This window comes from Rhodococcus sp. NPDC056960 (assembly GCF_042674125.1).
GTDB lineage: Bacteria > Actinomycetota > Actinomycetes > Mycobacteriales > Mycobacteriaceae > Rhodococcus_F.
On sequence record NZ_JBHURF010000020.1, the window covers coordinates 62,448 to 81,947 of the forward strand.

Genomic DNA, 19,500 nt, shown 5'->3' on the forward strand with positions numbered 1-19,500 from the left:
TACGACGACGAACAGCAACCTGCGGACGAACAGCATGGTGATGCACCGTGCATCACCCGACGCAGCAACAACTAAGCGTGGCCGTCGAAGTCCCCGAACACCACGATCCCCCCCCAGGTGAGTGGCAAGGCGTGCCCCCGCACGCTTTGCCACTCACCTGTGTTCGTGGATTGCCTGCCGCCGCTTCGCGTGGTCAGGACGTCCGACATGCGAAGAATCTAGCTCGCAATCACGATGTTGTCCAGATGGTCAAGCGAACCTCGAACCAATACACGAGAACACACGCGTCCTATCTGCATAATCCACTTTAGATATTTCTTGTTTAATTAGAGTAGACAAAATGGGTCTATACAAACCGAATCAAGGCCATTACTGTGCATCCGTACAGGTGACGTGGAGCACAGCCCCTCGGGATCTTTCCGAGCCACGGTTGCCTCGGCCTGGCCGACATCTCCCGAAAAAATTCGAAAGGGCGGAAGCCATGACTCAGTACGACACCGACGTCATCGTCGTCGGCGGAGGGTTCGCGGGCGTCACCGCGGCGCGGGAACTCACCCAGCAGGGCGCCGCGGTGATCCTCCTCGAAGCGCGCGACCGCCTCGGTGGACGGACGTGGACACGCGAGAGTGGCCTGGGAAAATCTCTGGACTTCGGCGGCACGTGGGTGCACTGGACGCAGCCGCACGTCTGGGCGGAGATCGGCCGGTACGATCTGCCCCTGATCAGCAGTCCCGTCGCCGAACACGCGCTGTGGAAGGTCGGCGACGAGATCCGCCACGGGTCACCCGACGTCATGTTCGACCTCCTCGACACCGGGATGACCTCGGTACTCGACGGATCAGCGAGGTTGCTGCCCAACCCTTTCCACTTCCGACCGGTGAGCGACGAACTGAAAGCGCTCGACCACATCACGGTCGCGGAGAAGATCGCAGAGCTGAATTTGGACGATGAGCAGCATGCCCTGGTCGAGGGCATGTGGGCGCTGAACTTCAGCGGCAGGCCCGAGGTATCCGCCTACACGCAGGGCCTGCGGTGGTGTGCGCTGACGGGCGGCAACTGGCATCTCCTGTTCGAAGCCTGCGCCACCTTCAAGCTGGCCGGCGGCACCAAGGCCCTGCTCGACGCCATCGCCGCTCAGTCCTCCGCGGATGTCCGCCTCGGCGCGCGCGTGCAGCGGATCGAGCAGGATGCGGACGGCGCCACCGTCACCCTCACCGACGGCCGGACGTTCACCGCCCGGGAGGTGGTCGTCACCCTCCCACTGAACGTCCTGAACACGATCGACTTCGCACCTGCGCTTCCCGCCGACATCCGCTCGGTCGCCGACGAGGGTCAGGCGTCGACCGGCTGCAAGGTGTGGGTGCGCGTTCGGGGTGACGTCGGCAAGGTTGCCGGTCTGGGTCCCAGCTCGTGCGCGCTGAACTTCTTCCAGTACGAGTACGACATCGACGGGGACAGCCTCATCGTCGCCTTCGGCCGCGACGCGACGCGCATCGACATCACGGATCGAGACGCCGTCGAATCCGCTCTGCGCGAATGGATTCCCGACATCGAGGCGGTCGCGGTCGACGGTCACGACTGGGTTGCCGACGACCTGTCGCAGCAGACCTGGGCCATGCTGCGACCCAACCAACTCGTCGCGGTGCAGAACGCGGCGTCGGAACCGCACGGGCATGTCCGCCTCGCCGGCAGCGACTACGCCGAGGGATGGGCCGGGTTCATCGACGGCGCCATCGAGAGCGGCAAGACGGCCGCGGCCCGAATTCTGCAGTCGCTCCGCTGATCACCCACCCCACCGAAACCGAAGGAACCATCACAATGTCGTATTGCGCCGAGCTCGTTACCTTCACCTTGACGTCGGATGCGGAGGAATACTGCCGCCTCCGCAAGGCCGCCATCACCGAGGTGAAGGCCGCCCACCCGAAATTGCTTGCCGTGCCGTTCTGTGGGCAGCGGTCGGACGGAACGTGGGTCGACCTGTGGATCTACGAAACCCGGGAAGCGGCGGACGCCGCGAATGCGGACGCCGCGAATCTCCCCGAGTTCCTGAAGATGTTCGCCCTCCTCGAGGACGTCGAGATCGAGGTCACCGAGTTCCCCGAGTCCGCCGTCAGCCCGATCGCCTGATCACCCCGCCCGAGGAGAGAACAGTCATGAACGAGACAGCTTCGCCGGCGCCGGATCATCAACTACACAAAACTTTGCGGTGGTATCACGGGTTCATGCTCGCGCTGCCGATCGCCTCGGGGCTCTTCGTCTCGGTGGGGTACGTCATCGGATCGATCGGAGCAATCCCCGCGGCGGTGATCTGTGTGGTCCTGTCCGTCGTCGCACTTCTGCAGAACACCTTGTTCTCGGAGATGGCGGCGATGTTCCCGGACAAGGCCGGCGGCGTCGCGACCTTCGCGACCGAGGCCTGGAAACGGTACTTCGCCCCACTCGGACCCCTCGCCGCGTTCGGCTACTGGTGCGGGTGGTCACTGGTGCTCTCCCTCGTCGGACTCACGATCGGGTCTCTCGTCCAGGCGCAGTGGTTCCCGGACGCCACCTGGACCCTGTTCTCGCTCGCCGGGGTCGATTTCGGTCTCCCCCATGTCATTTCCGCGGTCACGATCGTGCTGTGCACGGCACTGAACGTCGCCGGGATCACGGTCGCGGTGAAGTTCAACCAGGTGATCGGTGCCGCGTTCATCGTCGTGCTCGCCGCGCTGGCGGTCGGCCCGTTCGTCTCCGGCGAATGGCACGCCGTGAACCTCACGTCCCATGTGGACGGCGGCTGGAAGACGTTCGTGGTGTGGCTGTACGTGTCGGCGTGGGCGATCTACGGCAGTGAACTGTGCGCCGTTTTCGCACCCGAATACAAGGACACCAGCCGTGACACCTCCCGCGCCCTCACGTCGATCGCACTGTTCATGGTCGGCGTCTACACCGTCGTCCCGATCGCGACCACCGGCCAGCTCGGCGAGGCCGTCATCGCGGAGAACCCGATCACGTACGGTGTCGCCAGCATCGGGGAGATCTCCGGCGGCCTGTCCGGGATCATCACCGCCATCCTCTGCGGCGCACTGTTCCTCAGTATGATCTCCTCGTCCGCGGACGCCGGTCGTGCCCTGTTCGGCATCGCCTCCGAGGGCATGTCCGTGACCCAGCTCGATCAGCTCAACCGCAATGGAGTCCCCAGCCGCGCGCTGTGGATCACCATGACCGTCAACCTGCTGATCCTGGTGTTCATCGGCAACCCCGTCGCCATCCTCATCGCCAGCAATCTCGGGTACATCCTGGCGATCACCCTCGCCGTGATCGGGTTTCTGCTCCTCCGCAAGGACCGCCCGCACTGGCCGCGTCCGATCCGGCTCTCGAAGGGCTGGATCCCGGTTGCCGCAGTGGTCGCGGTGCTCAACACCGTCATGCTCGTCGTCGGAGTCCTCAACCCCGGCCTCAGTCATGCCGGTGGACCGAAGGAAGTTCTGCTGGGTGTCGCGCTTCTGCTCGTCGGCGTCGCACTCTTCTTCTACCGCAGAAAGATTCAGGACCGAGCGCCCCTGACGTGGCGGGACACCTCCGGGACCGAGGCGTCAGCGCGCCGATGCGAGGAACTGCCGCAGTTTCGCGAGTGAGGCCTCGGTCCGCGCGGAGTTCCCCATGGTCAATTGCTGAAACACCAAACCGTCGAGGGCGGCGAACACCAGATGGGTCAAGGCATCGTCCCGGGTGATACCGACCCGTTCGAGAGCGTCTGCGGTGGCGTCGCGATAGGCCGCGTAGAGGTTCTCCACGAGCGGCGCGAGTTCCGGGTTGCGCCGGGACTCCAGGATCAACTCGTATTGGAAGGCTTGCAGATCGGGTTCACGCGAGACCAGTTCGGCGAGGTGACTGACGAAGTCGTCCAGGCTGGATCCCTCGGTCACGTCGGTGAGCACTTCTGCGCTCGAGTCGAGCGTGTACCGCAGCGCCTCTTCGATGAGGGCGTCTCGGCTGCCGAAATGATGGGCGACGAGACCGTGCGCGACACCTGCTTCGCGGGCGACTGCGCGATAGGTGAAATTGCGGAGACCGCCCCGTGCGACCAGCGTGATCGTGGCGTCGATCAGGGCCTGTCGTTTACTGCCGTGCGCCGGGGCAGGTCGGGTGACGGTGTCGGGGTCCACGCACACCATCTTCGCATCGCCACTGCCCGCGGACCACGACACCCGCAGGTGAGTGGCAATGTGTGCCCCGGCACCCTTTGCCACTCACCTGGGGGAGATCTCCGCGACCACGACCGACGCCGGTCCCGACAGGTGCACCGCCCCCCGCTCGACGAGGAGGCAGTCGCCGGGTCCGACGGGCCCGAGGTCCGTCGTCAGCCGTCCGTCCAGAACCAGGACGAGGACGGCCACTCGATCCTCGGCGGCCACCTCGTGGGCGATCCCGACGTCGACGATGTCCACCGAGGCGGCGGTCGTGGACCGATCGATCATGACGTTGAACGCCTCGGTCGGCCCGGCGGCCGCACACGTAGGGCCGGTCTCACCCGCGAACGGCGTCGGGCGGAGGCGCGGAATCACGGTCGGCGCGCCGCCGAAGTCGAGCGAGACCGGATGGTCGCCGATCACCGTGAAGATGCGGTCCACCCCGGGGAACGAGGAGAAGGCCGAACTCCCGTCGAGTGTCGCGACGCTGACCCGCCACCGGGTGGCGGCACCGGTGGCGATCTCCGCGGTCGTCCCCGCACCGTTGGCCCACCGGGTGGCGCGGCGATCTGCACGACGGATGATCCGGGCCTCACGCACTGTGTTCACAGCCTTTCCCTCAGCCAAATTTGTCAACTGTCACGATACGGTGTTCATTCCTCAAGGACACAACCCGCGGGCACCGATCCGTAACGCATTCGTCACGCAGCGCACTATTATCGAAATCTCCACTTTGGTTCACTGTCGATAGACACTGATTCCCATTGGCGGACACTGCGAGTGCCCCGCCATCCTCGATCAAGGTGGACGACTATGAACGAAGCAGTCGCTGCGGCCGACACCGCCTGGATTCTGGCGGCATTCACGGCGGTGAGCCTCATGGTGCCGGGCCTGGCCATGTTCTACGGCGGGATGGTCAGCGTGCGCAACACGCTCAACATGGCCATGATGACGTTCGGCGCGTTCGCCGTCGTCGGGGTGCTGTGGATCGTGTTCGGTTACTCGGCCGTGCTCGGCAATTCCCTCGGCGGCCTCGGCATCCTGGGCGACCCGCTCGAGTTCTTCGGCTCCAGCTCGCTGCTGGAGGCCCCGGCCGAACCCGGACTGCCGCCCGCGCTGGTCTCCGGATTCCAGCTGTTGTTCGCCGGCATCACCGTCGCACTCATCTCGGGTGCGCTGGCCGACCGGATGAAGTTCGGTGCGTGGATGCTGTTCGCCGGACTGTGGGCGACGTTCGTCTACTTCCCCGTCGCCCACTGGGTGTTCGCATTCGACTCCGAGGACGGCTCGGTGGTCGGCGGATGGATCGCCAACACCCTCGGTGCCATCGACTTCGCGGGCGGCACGGCGGTGCACATCAACGCCGGCGTCGCCGCGCTCGCCGTCGTCCTGGTTCTCGGCGCCCGCAAGACGTTCCCCGTCGCGCCGCGCCCGCACAGCCTCCCCCTGACGATGCTCGGGGCCGGCATCCTGCTCTTCGGCTGGTTCGGGTTCAACGGCGGCTCGGCGCTGTCCGCCGGCAACAGCGCGTCCGTCGTCATCCTCAACACCGTCGCCGCGGCGTGCGCCGGCATCTGCGCCTGGCTGGTGGTCGAGAAACTGCGTGAAGGCCACGCCACGTCGCTGGGCGCCGCGTCGGGTCTCATCGCGGCGCTGGTCGCCATCACACCCGCTTGCGGTGCCGTCTCACCCCTCGGCGCACTGGTCGTCGGGGGCGCCGCGGGCGCGGTCTGCTGCTTCGCGGTCTCCTGGAAGTACCGGCTCGGCTACGACGACGCGCTCGACGTCGTCGGCGTGCACCTGGTCGGCGGCATCCTCGGCACCGTACTGATCGGATTCCTCGCAGATCCGGCCGCTCCCAACGGCGCCGCGGGGCTCCTCTACGGCGGCGGATTCGACGTCTTGTGGCGCCAATGTGTCGCGGTGGCAGCCGTTCTCGCGTACTGCTTCGTCGTCACCCTGGTCATCGCCGCGGCGCTGAAGAAGTTCATGGGCATCCGGGCCGACCAGGAAAGCGAATACGACGGCCTCGACGTGTCCGTCCACGGCGAGACGGCGTACGTGCTCGACGCCGTCGGACTCACCGGCGCATCCAAGCACGGATCCGACGCGGTGCTCGGGGCAGAAGCGATCGCGGCCGGAGCGGCGGGAGATCCCGCGAAGGCCTGAGCACCAACGGACATCGACGCCCCCGCCCGCGGACTCCGTGGGCGGGGGCGTCGCCGACTACGTCAGACTCTGAGCCAGACTACGTAGCCTGTCGCTGTAGTTGCTCGGCTGGGCGGACAAGAACTGACTCAACACGATTCGGTCGAATTCCGCCATCGCGGCCGAATCGGCGGTGATGGCTGCATGATTCGCGACTTTGTGTTCGAGCAGTTCCACCGCCTCACGCCACCCGCGCACAGCGGGGCTTGCGAGTTCCATCTGCTGCTCGAATCGAAGGGGTTGATCGAGTGGACTCCCGAGAATCTCCTGCAACTGTTCCTCGAGGGTTCGGCGCGCCAGTCGGACGATCAGCTGAGATTGCCCCTCGTGCCACTCCATGCTCGCGGGGCGCCCCGGGGACAGAATCGACGCAACCGTCATGGTCGAGTCGAACTCCTCTGCGCCAGAGGTAATCCGGGCCGTTCCCGACAGCGGGATCTGAACAACGTAGAAGTCGCCGAGATCATCCGTATTCATTCGCGCATCGGTGCCGTAATCGAAATAGTAGAGACCGATCGCGCCCGCGGTGGCCAGGTGGACCGGCTCGGCGGGATCGAAGGGCAGCGCCGCTTTTCCGCCGGACGCTATCTGAACTGTCGCCAACATTGCTACCACGACCTTTCGAACCACCCGCCACTCTACGCCCGGCACACGGCATGGAGGAAGGACGAAATCGCGGTGGGCGGAGTCAGTCCTCGTGATGGTCCGGGTACGCCGTGACGGCGAGGAACCGGATGGGCAACCGCACGAGGTCGTTGGGACCGTGGAGGCCTTCGCCGTCGAGGAGCAGTGAATCACCCGGCCGCAGTGTGTACTCGGCTTCGCCGTGCCCGTAGACCATGACGCCCTCGAGCATGTACAGCAGTTCGGTGCCGGCGTGCTGGAACAGCGGAAACGTCTCACTGGAGTCGGTGAGCGTGACCAGCACGGGTTCGAGCCGCTTGTGCTGCCCGCGCAGTGCGCCGAGGAGTTCGTAGTGGTGCCCCACCCGGGTGCCGCGCCCGACGATGACCGCACCGTGGCCCGCCTCCACGTACACGGCGTCGCGTGCGGTGTCGGCACCCCGGAAAAGGGAGGTCACGGGCACGTCGAGGCCCGCCGCGAGCCGCGCCAGCGTCGACAGGCTGCACGAGGTCTGCGAGTTCTCGATCTTCGACAACATGGCCTTCGAGATACCGACCTTGGCCGCCATGTCGCCCACGGACAGACCGCTGGCCTTGCGGAGCGACCGGACCTGCCGGGCGATGACCTTCTCCAGATCGGGGCCGGTCGGCGTATCGGACGGCACCTCCCGATCGACGGGCGCGGGGTCTCCCGTGTCGCGGTGGATCCCGGTCTCGGGTCGAGTCGTCACGTCCGCATCGTAACAGCGCTGTTTACTGTCAGGAAACTGCGACTCGACGGCCCGGGCGGCAAATCGGTGCGCATACGAGCAACAAGCGTGCGCGCTCGTGCAAGACGACGCCGCCCCCACGCCCCCATGCTTGTGACAGCCATCACAACATCACCGGGAGAGTTGACGCCATGACCGCAGTACACGAGAACGTCAGTGCCACAGGGCTTCCCGACGCCACCGCGACCGAGCTGTTCATCGGCGGGCAGTGGCGTCCGGCCTCGGACGGCGGAACGTTCACGGATCTGAGCCCGGCCACCGGCCGGCCCCTCGCGCAGATCGCCTCGGGCACCGCCCAGGACATCGACGACGCGGTCCGAGCCGCCCGCACCCAGCTGAACGGTGAATGGGGCTCGCTGCCCGGCGCCGCCCGCGGACGCATCCTGAACAAGATCGCCGACCTCATCGAACGCGACGGCGCGCTCCTGGCCCGGCTCGAGGCCCTCGACGTCGGCAAGCCCGTCGGCCAGCCCACCATGCTCGACATCCCGATGGCCGCGGGCACGTTCCGCCACTTCGCCGGCTGGGCCGACAAGATCACCGGCCAGACCATCCCGACCGCCGGCTACTTCGGTCAGCCCACCCACTCGTACACCGTCCGCGAACCGGTCGGCGTGATCGGCGCGATCGTCCCGTGGAACACCCCGCTGATGATCTCGGCATGGAAGATCGCCCCCGCCCTGGCCGCGGGGAACACCCTGGTGGTGAAGCCGCCGGAGGATGCACCGCTGTCGATCCTGCACCTCGCGACGCTCCTGAAAGAGGCCGGACTGCCCGCGGGCACCGTCAACATCGTGCCCGGACTCGGTGAGGTCGCGGGCGACGCGCTCGCCGGCCACCCCGACATCGACAAGATCAGCTTCACCGGCAGCCCCCGCGTCGGCCGGATCATCGCCAAGCGCGCCGCCGACACGTTCAAGCGCACCACCCTCGAACTCGGCGGCAAGTCCCCGCAGATTATCCTCCCCGACGCCGACCTCGAGGCCGCCATCAACGGCACCGCGATGGGACTGTTCTTCAACCAGGGCGAGGTCTGCGCCGCGGGCACCCGCATCCTGGTGCACCGGTCGCTGTACTCGCAGGTCGTCGACGGTCTCGCCGCCGCCGCGTCCGCTCAGGTCCTCGGCGACCCGCTCGATCCGGCCACCACCATGGGCGCCCTCGTCAACGCGAAGCAGCGCGATACCGTCCTCGGCTACATCGAGGCCGGACGCAGTGAGGGCGCACGCGTCGCCGCCGGCGGCGGCCGCCCCGACCGGGACGGGTTCTTCGTCCAGCCGACCATCTTCGCCGATGCCACCAACGACATGAAGATCGCGCAGGAAGAGATCTTCGGCCCCGTCGGCACCGTCATCCCGTTCGACACCACCGACGAGGCGATCGCGATCGCCAACGCCACCGACTACGGCCTGGCCGCCACCATCTGGACCCGCGACATCTCGCACGCCCACACCCTCGCCGGGAAGGTCCGCGCGGGCGCCGTCGGTGTGAACGGCTGGGCTCCGATCGACCCCGCCCTGCCCTGGGGCGGCATGAAGACGAGCGGCACCGGCCGCGAACTCGGCTGGGCCGGAATCGAAGCCAACACCGAGGAGAAGGTCGTCACGATCATCCTCTGATCCCGTACAGCATCGACGTCACCGGACAGGAGCAGAAGACATGAAGACTCAGGCCGCTGTGTTGTGGGAGCCCGGTCAGCCGTGGCAGATCGAAGAACTGGAACTCGATCCGCCGAAGCACGGGGAGGTGCTGCTGCAGTTGGCGGCGTCGGGCATGTGTCATTCGGACGAGCACGTCCGGGACGGCAGCCTTCCGCTCGAGTACTACCCGTTCATCGGCGGTCACGAGGGCGCGGGAGTCGTGCTCGAGGTCGGGCCGGGTGTCACCAGCGTGGAGAAGGGCGATCACGTCGCGCTCGGATTCATCCCCGCGTGCGGCCGGTGCCGGCAGTGCGCGACCGGGCAGTCCAGCATCTGCGATCTGGGAGCTCACCTGCTCGAGGGGTGGCAGATCTCGGACGGCACGGCGCGGCATCACGTGCGCGGGAAGGACGCCGCCATCCAGTGCCTGATCGGGACGTTCTCGCCGTACACGGTGGTCAACGAGGCGTCGTGCGTCAAGATCACGAAGGACATCCCGCTCGACAAGGCCGCGCTGGTCGGCTGCGGTGTCACCACCGGCTGGGGATCGTCCGTGTACGCGGCCGGTGTCCAGGCCGGTGAGACCGTCGTCGTGATCGGCATGGGCGGCGTCGGATGCGGGGCGGTGCAGGGCGCGGCGCTGGCCGGGGCCCGGCACGTCGTGGTCGTCGACCCGTCGGAGTTCAAGCGGGAGCAGGCCAAGATCTTCGGCGCGACCCACACGGCGGCGAGTATCGACGAGGCGCTCCCCCTCCTCCAGGATCTGACGTGGGGCCAACTCGCCGACAAGGTGCTCATCACCGTCGCGAACGCGAGCGGCCGCATCATCGCGCCCGCGATGAGCCTGGTGGCCAAGGGCGGCACGTGCGTCCACGTGTCGGTCGGCGACGTCACGCAGAACGACGTCGATCTGAATCTGTTCGATCTGACGGCGATGCGCAAGACCCTCAAGGGTGCCTGGTTCGGCAACGCGAACATCCGGTTCGACATCCCGCATCTGCTCCGCCTGTACATGGAGGGTCAGCTGAAGCTCGACGAGATGATCACGAGGACGTACACACTCGATCAGATCAACGACGGCTACGAGGCCATGCGGAACGCCGAGAACGTCCGCGGCGTCATCATGTATTCGTAGATGACGGCACGGCATGGTTCCCTGTCACCATGCCGTACGTGTTCCTGCTTGCCGCGATCTTCGCCGAGGTCATCGGAACGAGCCTGCTGAAGTCCACCGAGGGCTTCAGCAGGCTCTGGCCGACGGTCGGGTGCCTCTCCGGGTACGTCCTGGCGTTCGTGTTCCTGTCGCAGGCGGTCAAGACGGTGCCGGTCGGCATCGCCTACGCCCTGTGGTCGGGGCTCGGGACGGCGGCGATCGTCGCGATCGGGGCCGCGTTCCTCGGCGAGCCGCTCACCGCGACGAAGGTGTTCGGACTCGGTCTCGTCGTGTCGGGCGTGGTCGTTCTCAATCTCGACGGAGCGCATTGATACCGTGGTCGCATGATCGCTGGTGGGGCAGGTACGCGTCGTGCCTAAGCTCGTGGATCACGACGAACGTCGGCGAAGCATCACCGCCGCTGCCTGGCGGCTGATCGCCGCGCGCGGTATCGACGCGGCCAACATGCGCGACATCGCGACCGAGGCCGGGTACACCAACGGCGCCCTGAGCCACTACTTCGCCGGCAAGGACGAGATTCTCCGGACGTCGTACGAGCACATCTCCGAGGCCACCGATCGCCGTATCGCGGCGGCGGTCGGCGACGCGACCGGGCTCGACGCGCTGCGGATTCTCTGCCGCGAAGTGATGCCGATCAACGAGGAGCAACTCCTCGAGGCCAGGATCGCCGCCTCGTTGTGGCCGCGGGCGATGTACGACGAGCAGATGGCCGCGACCAACCGCCGGACGATGGACAGCTGGCGCGAGCAGATGGCCGTCTTCCTCGAGCAGGCTCGCACGGAGGGCACCGTGGGCGACATCGACGTCACCATCGTGGTGGAGCAACTCCTGAACATGATGATGGGCATGCAGATTCTCGGTGTCCTCACACCGGGTGAGACGTCGGCGACGCGTCAGCTCGAAATGCTCGAGCAGTTTCTCGCCGCACTCTGAGCCTCCGGCTCCACCAAAACCGTTGTCCCGGATTCTGATAGAACGCCGTCTTTGACCGAACGGTCAGTTTGTCCGGTTTCGAAATTCACTGTTTACACGAGGGCACCTCGGCTGTAACGTACGTCACTAAGCTTTTTATTCAACACCCGTAGAACCAAAGGACGCGACATGCCCACCCTTTCCCCCGCGCGTATCGACCACCCGCTGTCGCTGCCGACCGTCGAAGAAATCGCATCCCTCCGCGAGATCCTCGAGGCCGCCGACGCGCTGACCGAGCAGACGCGATTCGTCTACGTCGGTCTCGAGGAACCGGACAAGTCGACGCTGTACACGGGCGAGGCACCCGAGACCGATCGCCGGTTCCGCGTTCTACTGCACGACATTTCGTCGCCCAACGCGGTGGACGTCGTCGTGTCCGTGACCCAGCGTTCCGTGATCAGCTCGGTGACCCTCGACGCCACCCGCGACGGTCAGATGCCGGTCCTGGACGAGGAGTTCGAACTCGTCGAGCAGGTGCTGTCCGGCGACGACCGCTGGCTCGCCGCGCTCGCCGCCCGCGGACTCGACGTCGCCGACGTCCGGGTCGCCCCACTCTCGGCCGGCGTCTTCGACTACCCGGGTGAGACGGGCAAGCGGATCCTCCGGGGGCTCGCGTTCCGCCAGGACCACCCCAAGGACCACGCCTGGGCCCACCCGATCGACGGGCTCGTCGGATTCGTCGACGTCATGAACCGGACCGTCACCGATGTCCTCGACCTCGGCGCCGTCCCGATTCCCGAGGAATCCGGCAACTTCGACGACCTCGCCGTCACCGGCCCCCTGCGCACCACCCAGAAGCCCATCGAGATCACCCAGCCCGAGGGCCCCAGCTTCGTCGTCGACGGCAACCGCGTCGACTGGGAGAAGTGGTCGTTCCGCGTCGGCTTCGACGCCCGCGAGGGACTCGTCCTCCATCAGCTCGGATTCGCCGACGGCGACCGGGTCCGCCCCATCATCCACCGCGCGTCCATCGCCGAGATGGTGGTGCCCTACGGCGACCCGTCTCCGGTGCGGTCGTGGCAGAACTACTTCGACACAGGCGAGTACATGGTGGGCCGTTACGCCAACGCCCTCGAACTCGGCTGCGACTGCGTCGGTGACATCACCTACTTCGACGCCGTCATCGCCGACGAGTTCGGCAGCCCCAAGACGCTGAAGAACGCGGTGTGCATGCACGAGGAGGACTTCGGCGTGCTGTGGAAGCACACCGACCTGTGGGCCGGCTCCGCCGAGACCCGCCGCCAGCGCCGCCTCGTCATCTCCTTCTTCACCACGATCGGCAACTACGACTACGGTTTCTTCTGGTACCTGTACCTCGACGGCACCATCGAGTTCGAGGTGAAGGCCACCGGCATCGTCTTCACGTCCGGTCACCCGGGCGGCGACTACCCGTACGCCTCGGAGATCGCCCCCGGCCTCGGCGCCCCGTACCACCAGCACCTGTTCAGCGCCCGCCTCGACATGATGATCGACGGCGACCGCAACTCGGTGGAGGAGGTGCAGACCAAGCGGGTGAAGATGGGGCCCGGCAACCTGCACGGCAATGCCTTCACGTTCGAGCGCACTCCCCTGACGAAGGAATCGGAGGCGCAGCGACTCGCGGACAACAGCGTCGGACGCGTGTGGCACATCAGCAACCCGAACCGGCTGAACCGGCTGGGCAAGCCGGTGGCGTACGCACTGCATCCAGAGGGGCAGCCGATCCTGCTCGCCGACGACGATTCGTCGATCGCGGCGCGGGCGACGTTCGCCACCAAGCACCTGTGGGTGACGCAGTTCGACGCCGCCGAACGGTACGCGGCAGGCGATTTCGTGAACCAGCATTCCGGCGGCGCCGGTCTGCCGAGCTTCGTCGCCGGCGACCGCGATCTCGAGAACGAGGACGTCGTCGTGTGGCACACGTTCGGACTCACACACTTCCCGCGCCCGGAGGACTGGCCGATCATGCCCGTCGACTACACCGGATTCATGTTGAAGCCCAACGGCTTCTTCGACCGCAACCCCGCCCTCGACGTCCCCCGCACCGCATCGAAGCATTGCTCCACCGGCAGCAGCTGCCACTCCGACGGGGGATCCCATGTCTGACACCACCACCGGCGGGGCCGGTAAGTTACGTGGATCCATCGGCGTCGTCGGGATCGTCTTCCTCGTCATCGCCGCCGCCGCACCACTGACCGCGATCGGCGGCGCCCTGCCCGTCATGATCGCGATCGGCAACGGCGCAGGCGCCCCCACCGCGTATCTCATTGCCGCACTGGTCCTGCTCGTCTTCAGCGTCGGATACGCGGCGATGAGCAGCCACATGGTCGACACCGGCGCGTTCTACGCCTACGTCGCCAAGGGCCTCGGGGAATCCTGCGGGCTCGGCGCCGCCGGCCTCGCACTCCTGACGTACACCGCGATCCAGGCCGCCGTCTACGGACTGGCCGCCTCGACCATTAAAGGGCTGGTCGTCCAGTACGGCGGACCCGACCTGCCCTGGTGGTTCTGGGCACTGGTGCTCATCGCACTCGTGGCCGTACTCGGCTATCGCAGCATCGACCTCGGCGCGAAGGTCCTCGGGGTTCTCCTCGTACTCGAGATCGGCATCATCCTCGCGCTGTCGTTCGGCGTGCTCGTGAAGGGTGGCTCCGCCGGTATCGACTTCGCGTCGTTCACCCCGACGTCGTTCTTCAGCGGATCACCCGGTGTCGCACTGATGTTCGCGATCGCATCTTTCATCGGATTCGAGGCGACCGCGATCTACGGTGAGGAGGCCCGCAACCCCCGGCGCACGATCCCGATCGCGACGTACGCCGCCGTCATCGTCATCGGACTGGTCTACGCCCTCGCCAGCTGGGCCGTCGTCCTCGCGTTCGGCAGCGACGATGTCTCCGCCGCGGCCGCTGCAGACCCCGCCGGGCTGACGTTCGCCGCGGCCGCGCACTTCCTCGGCGGTCCCGCCGCCGACGTCATGGCCATCATGCTCGTCACGAGCCTGTTCGCCGCGCTGCTGGCCTTCCACAACGCCATCTCCCGGTACGTGTTCGCCCTGGCCCGCAAGGGCGCGGCGCCGCGGGCCCTGTCCCGGACGCACACCAAGCACGGTTCCCCGCACGTCGGCTCGATCGCCCAGACGATCTCCGCGATCGTGGTCGTGGGGGTGTTCGCAGTGGTCGGCGCGGATCCGGTGCTGGAACTGTTCACCTGGATGGCGGGTCTGGCCACCGTGAGCATCCTGGTCCTGATGGTGCTCACCAGCGTCGCGATCATCGTGTTCTTCGCCCGCACCCGGCTCGATACCCGGCTCTGGCACACCCGCATCGCCCCGGTACTCGGTTGCATTGGCCTGGTGGCCGTCACCGGGTTGGTGCTCGACAACTTCACCACGCTGATCGGCGGGTCGGAACTGCTCGCGAACATCCTGCTGGTCGTCATCGCCCTGTTCTTCGCGGCCGGACTGGTCGTCGCCCGGTTCACCCGGCAGAGCCGGGCGGACGTCGAGCAGCATCGCGAACTCACCCCCACGATCTGAGTCCGACGATGTTCGAGATCCCGGCCGTGCACGCGGCGATGTTCGTCGGAGCCGTCGGGGCCGTCATGCCGATGTGGCGGTCCCACGGAACGGACTGCAGGGTCCGGATCGCGCACGGCGCGATGGCGGCGTCCATGGTGGCCATGATGATTCCCGGTGTGCCCGACTGGATTCATCTGCTGGAGGGCGGACTCCTCGTCGCCCTCGCCCTGTTCGTCACCGGCGAGACGATGCACCGACGGACCGCCATTCCCTGCGCGGTGGATCTCACGGCCATGGGAGTACTGCTGCTGCTCGCTCCGACGGCGGCACCGATGCCGGCAACACCGGCATCGGTGCCCCAGGGCCACCATCACGGCGGCGCCGGACTGTCGACGGGCTGGTTGCCCGTCGTCATCCTCGCCTGCTGGGCCCTGATCGCTCTGCACCTGTTCCGCTCCACCCCTCGTCCCGAGCGCCGTTCCGGCGTCACCACCGCGGCGGCGGGATCCGCACTGATGATCCTGGGCATGGCCCCGATGGCCGTCTGACCGCCCTCCCACCGACAGCACCCTGGAGGAACCGATGAGTTACGCCGATGCCGTCTACACCCACGGCAAGGTCTTCACCGTCGACGACGACTTCACGATCGCCACCGCCCTCGCGGTCCGTGACGGACTGGTCCAGGCGGTGGGCACCGACGCCGAGATCGACGCCCTGATCGGACCGGACACCGTGGTCACGGACCTCGGTGGGAAGACCGTCCTCCCGGGAATCAACGATTCGCATCTGCATGCCATCGCGTTCGGACTCGACACGCCGCCGCTGTCGCTCGACGTCTCGTTCCCGACGGTCCGGTCGATCGCCGACGTCCGCGAACTCGTGCGGGAGGCCGCTGCGGCCGCCCCGGACAGTCAGTGGATCATCGGGACCGGCTGGGACGACGGCTATCTCGACGAATGCCGCGGAGACACCACGCGGACGCCGACCCGCCAGGACCTCGACGACGTGTCGCCGAACAACCCCGTGTTCCTGCAGGACTTCTCCCGGCACACGTCCTGGGTGAACAGCGCGGCGCTCGCGCTCGCCGGTGTGGACGAGACGACCCCGCTGCCGCCCGGCAGTCTCATGCCCGTCGGCGACGACGGCCTGCTGACCGGGATCGTCATGGAGGGTGCGCAGGCCCTCGTGCAGCGTGTGCTCCCCGCCCTCACCCGGGAGCGCCGGGAAGAGGCGCTGCGTTCGGCCATCTCGATCCTGCAGAGCGAGGGCATCACCAGCTTCACCGACCCCGCGATCGGACCCGGCGGCGAGGCCCTCGCGGGCGGCGCGATGGGCGCCGAAGGCCTCGAGGTGTATGCCGACCTCGCCCGCCGCGGAGAACTCGGCGCCCGGGTCAACCTGCTCCTCCTGCCCACCGGAATGTCCGGGTCGGCGGAGGATTTCGGACGGAACCTCGCCGAGATCGACGTTCCGGAGACCACCGATCCGCGGATGTTCCGGGTACTCGGAGTGAAGGTGTTCGCCGACGGGATCCCGCCCAGCAAGACCGCCTGGATGCACGAGGAGTACGTCGGCGGCGGCTGCGGCTCCCTCTGCGTCGGCGGCGACACCGACGAACGCCAGGTGTACGAGGTGACCGAGATGGTCCGCATCGGCCACGAGGCCGGCTACCAGATCGGTGTACACGTCACCGGTGATCGTGCCATCGACACCGTCGCCGACGCGATCATCGCCGCACAGAACGCACACCCCCGCGCGGACGCCCGGCACTACCTCATCCACGGCGACTTCATCAGCGAAGCCACCCTGAAGCGCCTGGCCGAGAACGGCATCGGCGTCAATATGAACCCGACGATCAAGTGGACGATCGCCGACCTCGAGGTCGGAGTGGTCGGAACCGAACGGGCCGCCTACGAATGGCCGTACCGCAGTGCCGTCGAATCCGGAGTGCACTTGATGAGCAGTTCCGACGCACCGGTCACACCGCCCGACTGGCGCCAGGGCATCTCGACGATGATCCTGCGCGAGAGCAAGGCCAGCGGCGCGGTGAGCGGCCCCGACCAGCGCATCGGACTCGCGGACGCCGTCCGCACCTACACCGCCAACGCGGCCTGGCAGGACTTCGCCGAGGACTGGAAGGGATCACTCGAGCCCGGCAAGGTGGCCGATTTGTGCATCCTCGACGGCGACCTCGAAACCATCGACCCGCACGACATCCCGGGCATGCAGGTGGTCACCACCGTGCTGGGCGGGAAGGTCGTGTTCGAGCGCGTCACCGAGGGTGTCGCGTAGTCCGGAGACCTACGAACTCCGAACGGCCGGTTCACCACTTCTCGGTGAACCGGCCGTTCGCCGTCCTGGCCGCGCCGGCGGCGAAGCACATCACTGCGCCCAGGCAGCCTCCGCGATCCAGTATTCGCTGCCGTCGGCGCTGATTCCGCGTTTCCAGTCGGTGGTCCGCCGCAGGTTCGGCTCGACGCGCGCGGTGGCGGCGTCGGCGCCGGCCGGTCCGTCGTCCCGCACCTGCCAGTGCACCCAGTTCACCTCGTTTCCGTGCTCGTCGTGGACGAAGAGGTCGACGTGGTGCCACCCGTAGCGGTGGGTGTCGGCGTAACAGGTCAGGAATGTCCGATGGTGATGCGAGTAGTCCACGAGATACCTCCGGGGCCGCGGCGATCTTTCGTACCACGCTAGAACCGGGTGGTGCCCGGCGGAAGGCGAGAAACCTTTACCCGCAGGGCCACCGGTCCGCTCAGCGGTTCGGGTCGATCGGCACCGTGAACGTGAAGACGGCCCCGTGCGGGTCGTTCTCCCGCGCGTCGAGTGTGCCGCCCTGACGGGTGATGATGCGATGGCTCAGCGCCAGCCCGATACCGTGGCCCGTGGACTTGGATGTGAACGCGCCGTCGAAGATTCGCCCGTCCGGAATGTGCGAGAGGCCCTTGCCGTGGTCCTCGACGCTCACGACGCCCGCTGACTCCGTGGCCTCGGTCCGGACGGTCACGACACGATCGGCCTCCGGCCATTCGGCCATTTCGTCGATCGCGTTGAAACACAGGTTGAGGATGACCTGCCCGGTGAGCACACGTTCGCACACGACGTCGACCGCGCCGTGCGCGCGGAGGTACTCGACGCGAACCCCCTTCTGCCGCGCGCGGATGTCGATGAAATAGGCGCATTCGTCCACGATGTCGTTGAGGTCGACGATCTGCTGGGACTCCTCGAGTTGCGTCACGTATTCGCGCAGGCTCCGGACGATTTGATTGGCCCGGTCGATCTGCTTGCGCGCCTCGCCGAGACCCCAGCTCACCTCGTCGCGACCGCTCTGCCCGTCACCGAGGCGGCTCTGCGTTCCCGCGATGAAATTGGTGGCGGCCGCGAGGGGCTGGGCCAACTCGTGCGCGATGGCCATGGCCATGTCGCCCATCGCGTTGTAGCGGGCCAGATAGTTGAGGTACTGCGAGTCCCGTTCGTGCTCTTGTTCGGTGCGCACGTGTTCGGTCACGTCGTGGAAGAGCAGCAGGTGGCCACTCAGGTCGTTCTCGATGGCAATGTGCTGACAGCTGCCCGCATGCCAACGGCGCTGCTCGGACGGCAGTTCGACCTCGTACCGCAGACCCTGCGAACCGCCGTCGACGGTCGTCAGCTCGAGAGCGCGCCGCACACTCTCCCGCGACTGCCCGGCCCTGCAGAACTCCGTGAACCGTTCGCCGACAAGCGAAGCCACCGGGATCTCGAGGAGCTGCGACGCCGCCTCGCTCGCATAGGTGATCCGGCTGTCGTCGTCGAGCACGAGAATTCCCTCGGCCATGTTCCGCAGGAAGGCCGACAGCCGGGCCTCCGTCCGGGTGAGGTCGGCCTCGGTGCGGGTGAGGTCGCGGCGCATCGACGCTTCCTGCTCGATGTCGCGGAACTGCACCATGACCACGGTCCGGTCGTTCAATTCGACCCGTACGGCGATCGCTTCGGTCAGGACTTCTCTGCCGCTCTTCGCGCGATACGCCCATTCCGTGACGGCGACTCCCCGGTCGACCGCCTCCTGGAGCCATCGCCGTCCCACCGATCGCCGGTAGCGTTTCGCGCGTGAACTCATGTCCGGGGCCTTGAGGGGTTTGAGTTCCTCGACCGTGAACTCGAGCAGTTCCGACGCGGCCCGGTTGGCCCAGAGGATGTCCTTGGACGCCGCGTCGTGGACCAGGACGCAGTAACGAAGAGACTCGACGAGTCGCTCGTAGTCGGACGGCGCGAGATCGGACACGGCAGCCTCCTTCGGCTCGATCCGAGTCTACTGAGCGATCCGACGCCGAATGCGATAGGGAATTCCTTCAGTCCGGCGCGACATCTCTGCACGGCCGCGGGGGGAAGCACCGATTGAGCGACACGGGCCCGCTCAATAGCGTGGAACTCACACGAAACACGCCTCACCCCTTCTACTTCGCGTCGAT

General features: G+C 66.9%; 18 protein-coding genes. 12 read left to right on the plus strand and 6 right to left on the minus strand.

The genetic code is table 11. The features are described from left to right. Window positions 1–340 precede the first annotated feature (340 nt). Genes ACFTWF_RS28960 through ACFTWF_RS28970 form a run of 3 tightly spaced genes read left to right on the plus strand, consistent with a single transcriptional unit; the run spans window position 341 to window position 3,617 of the window. The gene (locus tag ACFTWF_RS28960; protein WP_378464565.1) at window positions 341–1,783 is read left to right on the plus strand and encodes a flavin monoamine oxidase family protein; all 1,443 of its coding nucleotides are present in this window, start codon (window positions 341–343) and stop codon (window positions 1,781–1,783) included. Between the two features lie 35 nt (window positions 1,784–1,818). After that, window positions 1,819–2,127 carry a hypothetical protein gene (locus ACFTWF_RS28965; RefSeq protein ID WP_378464566.1) on the plus strand — a complete coding sequence of 103 codons (309 nt, stop codon included), beginning with the start codon at window positions 1,819–1,821 and terminating at the stop codon, window positions 2,125–2,127. Window positions 2,128–2,153: 26 nt separating this feature from the next. Then, entirely contained in the window at window positions 2,154–3,617 is a 1,464-nt protein-coding gene (locus tag ACFTWF_RS28970; protein ID WP_378464567.1) for an APC family permease, read from the plus strand. On the opposite strand, the gene ACFTWF_RS28975 is transcribed toward ACFTWF_RS28970, so the two are convergent. Further along, a complete protein-coding gene (locus ACFTWF_RS28975; protein ID WP_378464568.1) occupies window positions 3,576–4,157 on the minus strand; it encodes a TetR/AcrR family transcriptional regulator in 582 nt (193 codons plus the stop codon). The genes ACFTWF_RS28970 and ACFTWF_RS28975 overlap by 42 nt on opposite strands. Window positions 4,158–4,232: 75 nt before the next feature. Further along, window positions 4,233–4,781, minus strand: a complete 549-nt coding sequence (locus ACFTWF_RS28980; RefSeq protein ID WP_378464569.1) for a HutD family protein — start codon at window positions 4,779–4,781, stop codon at window positions 4,233–4,235. A 204-nt stretch (window positions 4,782–4,985) separates the two neighbouring features. Here ACFTWF_RS28980 and ACFTWF_RS28985 point away from each other — a divergent pair, with 204 nt between their 5' ends. Next, the gene (locus ACFTWF_RS28985; RefSeq protein ID WP_378464570.1) at window positions 4,986–6,341 is read left to right on the plus strand and encodes an ammonium transporter; all 1,356 of its coding nucleotides are present in this window, start codon (window positions 4,986–4,988) and stop codon (window positions 6,339–6,341) included. Window positions 6,342–6,398: 57 nt separating this feature from the next. Here ACFTWF_RS28985 and ACFTWF_RS28990 read toward each other — a convergent pair whose 3' ends face one another. Both ACFTWF_RS28990 and ACFTWF_RS28995 read right to left on the minus strand, forming a co-directional pair. Then, window positions 6,399–6,986 (minus strand): transcriptional regulator, encoded by a 588-nt coding sequence (locus ACFTWF_RS28990; protein WP_378464571.1) that lies wholly within the window; start codon window positions 6,984–6,986, stop codon window positions 6,399–6,401. 82 nt (window positions 6,987–7,068) lie between these two features. Then, window positions 7,069–7,734 (minus strand): helix-turn-helix domain-containing protein, encoded by a 666-nt coding sequence (locus ACFTWF_RS28995; protein ID WP_378464572.1) that lies wholly within the window; start codon window positions 7,732–7,734, stop codon window positions 7,069–7,071. 170 nt (window positions 7,735–7,904) lie between these two features. On the opposite strand from ACFTWF_RS28995, the gene styD reads away from it, so the two are divergent. The 8 genes from styD to ACFTWF_RS29035 all read left to right on the plus strand — a co-directional run bounded on the left by styD (window position 7,905) and on the right by ACFTWF_RS29035 (window position 17,347). Continuing rightward, a complete protein-coding gene (gene styD / locus ACFTWF_RS29000) occupies window positions 7,905–9,392 on the plus strand; it encodes a phenylacetaldehyde dehydrogenase StyD (RefSeq protein WP_378464573.1) in 1,488 nt (495 codons plus the stop codon). 40 nt (window positions 9,393–9,432) lie between these two features. Further along, on the plus strand, window positions 9,433–10,548 hold the full coding sequence (locus ACFTWF_RS29005) for an NDMA-dependent alcohol dehydrogenase (RefSeq protein ID WP_378464574.1): 1,116 nt from the start codon (window positions 9,433–9,435) through the stop codon (window positions 10,546–10,548). 29 nt (window positions 10,549–10,577) lie between these two features. Then, window positions 10,578–10,898 (plus strand): DMT family transporter, encoded by a 321-nt coding sequence (locus ACFTWF_RS29010; protein ID WP_378464575.1) that lies wholly within the window; start codon window positions 10,578–10,580, stop codon window positions 10,896–10,898. Window positions 10,899–10,950: 52 nt separating this feature from the next. Then, window positions 10,951–11,520, plus strand: coding sequence for a TetR/AcrR family transcriptional regulator (locus ACFTWF_RS29015; protein WP_378464674.1), 570 nt, complete (start codon window positions 10,951–10,953; stop codon window positions 11,518–11,520). Between the two features lie 168 nt (window positions 11,521–11,688). Next, on the plus strand, window positions 11,689–13,644 hold the full coding sequence (locus ACFTWF_RS29020; protein WP_378464576.1) for a primary-amine oxidase: 1,956 nt from the start codon (window positions 11,689–11,691) through the stop codon (window positions 13,642–13,644). Continuing rightward, window positions 13,637–15,073 carry an APC family permease gene (locus ACFTWF_RS29025; RefSeq protein WP_378464577.1) on the plus strand — a complete coding sequence of 479 codons (1,437 nt, stop codon included), beginning with the start codon at window positions 13,637–13,639 and terminating at the stop codon, window positions 15,071–15,073. The genes ACFTWF_RS29020 and ACFTWF_RS29025 overlap by 8 nt, the downstream gene beginning before the upstream one ends. A gap of 8 nt (window positions 15,074–15,081) precedes the next feature. Then, window positions 15,082–15,603, plus strand: coding sequence for a DUF5134 domain-containing protein (locus ACFTWF_RS29030; protein ID WP_378464578.1), 522 nt, complete (start codon window positions 15,082–15,084; stop codon window positions 15,601–15,603). A 34-nt stretch (window positions 15,604–15,637) separates the two neighbouring features. Beyond that, complete coding sequence (locus ACFTWF_RS29035) at window positions 15,638–17,347, plus strand: amidohydrolase (protein ID WP_378464579.1); 1,710 nt, start codon at window positions 15,638–15,640, stop codon at window positions 17,345–17,347. 90 nt (window positions 17,348–17,437) lie between these two features. On the opposite strand, the gene ACFTWF_RS29040 is transcribed toward ACFTWF_RS29035, so the two are convergent. Beyond that, window positions 17,438–17,707 (minus strand): hypothetical protein, encoded by a 270-nt coding sequence (locus ACFTWF_RS29040; protein WP_378464580.1) that lies wholly within the window; start codon window positions 17,705–17,707, stop codon window positions 17,438–17,440. Between the two features lie 100 nt (window positions 17,708–17,807). Next, window positions 17,808–19,313 carry an ATP-binding protein gene (locus ACFTWF_RS29045; protein ID WP_378464581.1) on the minus strand — a complete coding sequence of 502 codons (1,506 nt, stop codon included), beginning with the start codon at window positions 19,311–19,313 and terminating at the stop codon, window positions 17,808–17,810. Between the last annotated feature and the right edge of the window lie 187 nt (window positions 19,314–19,500).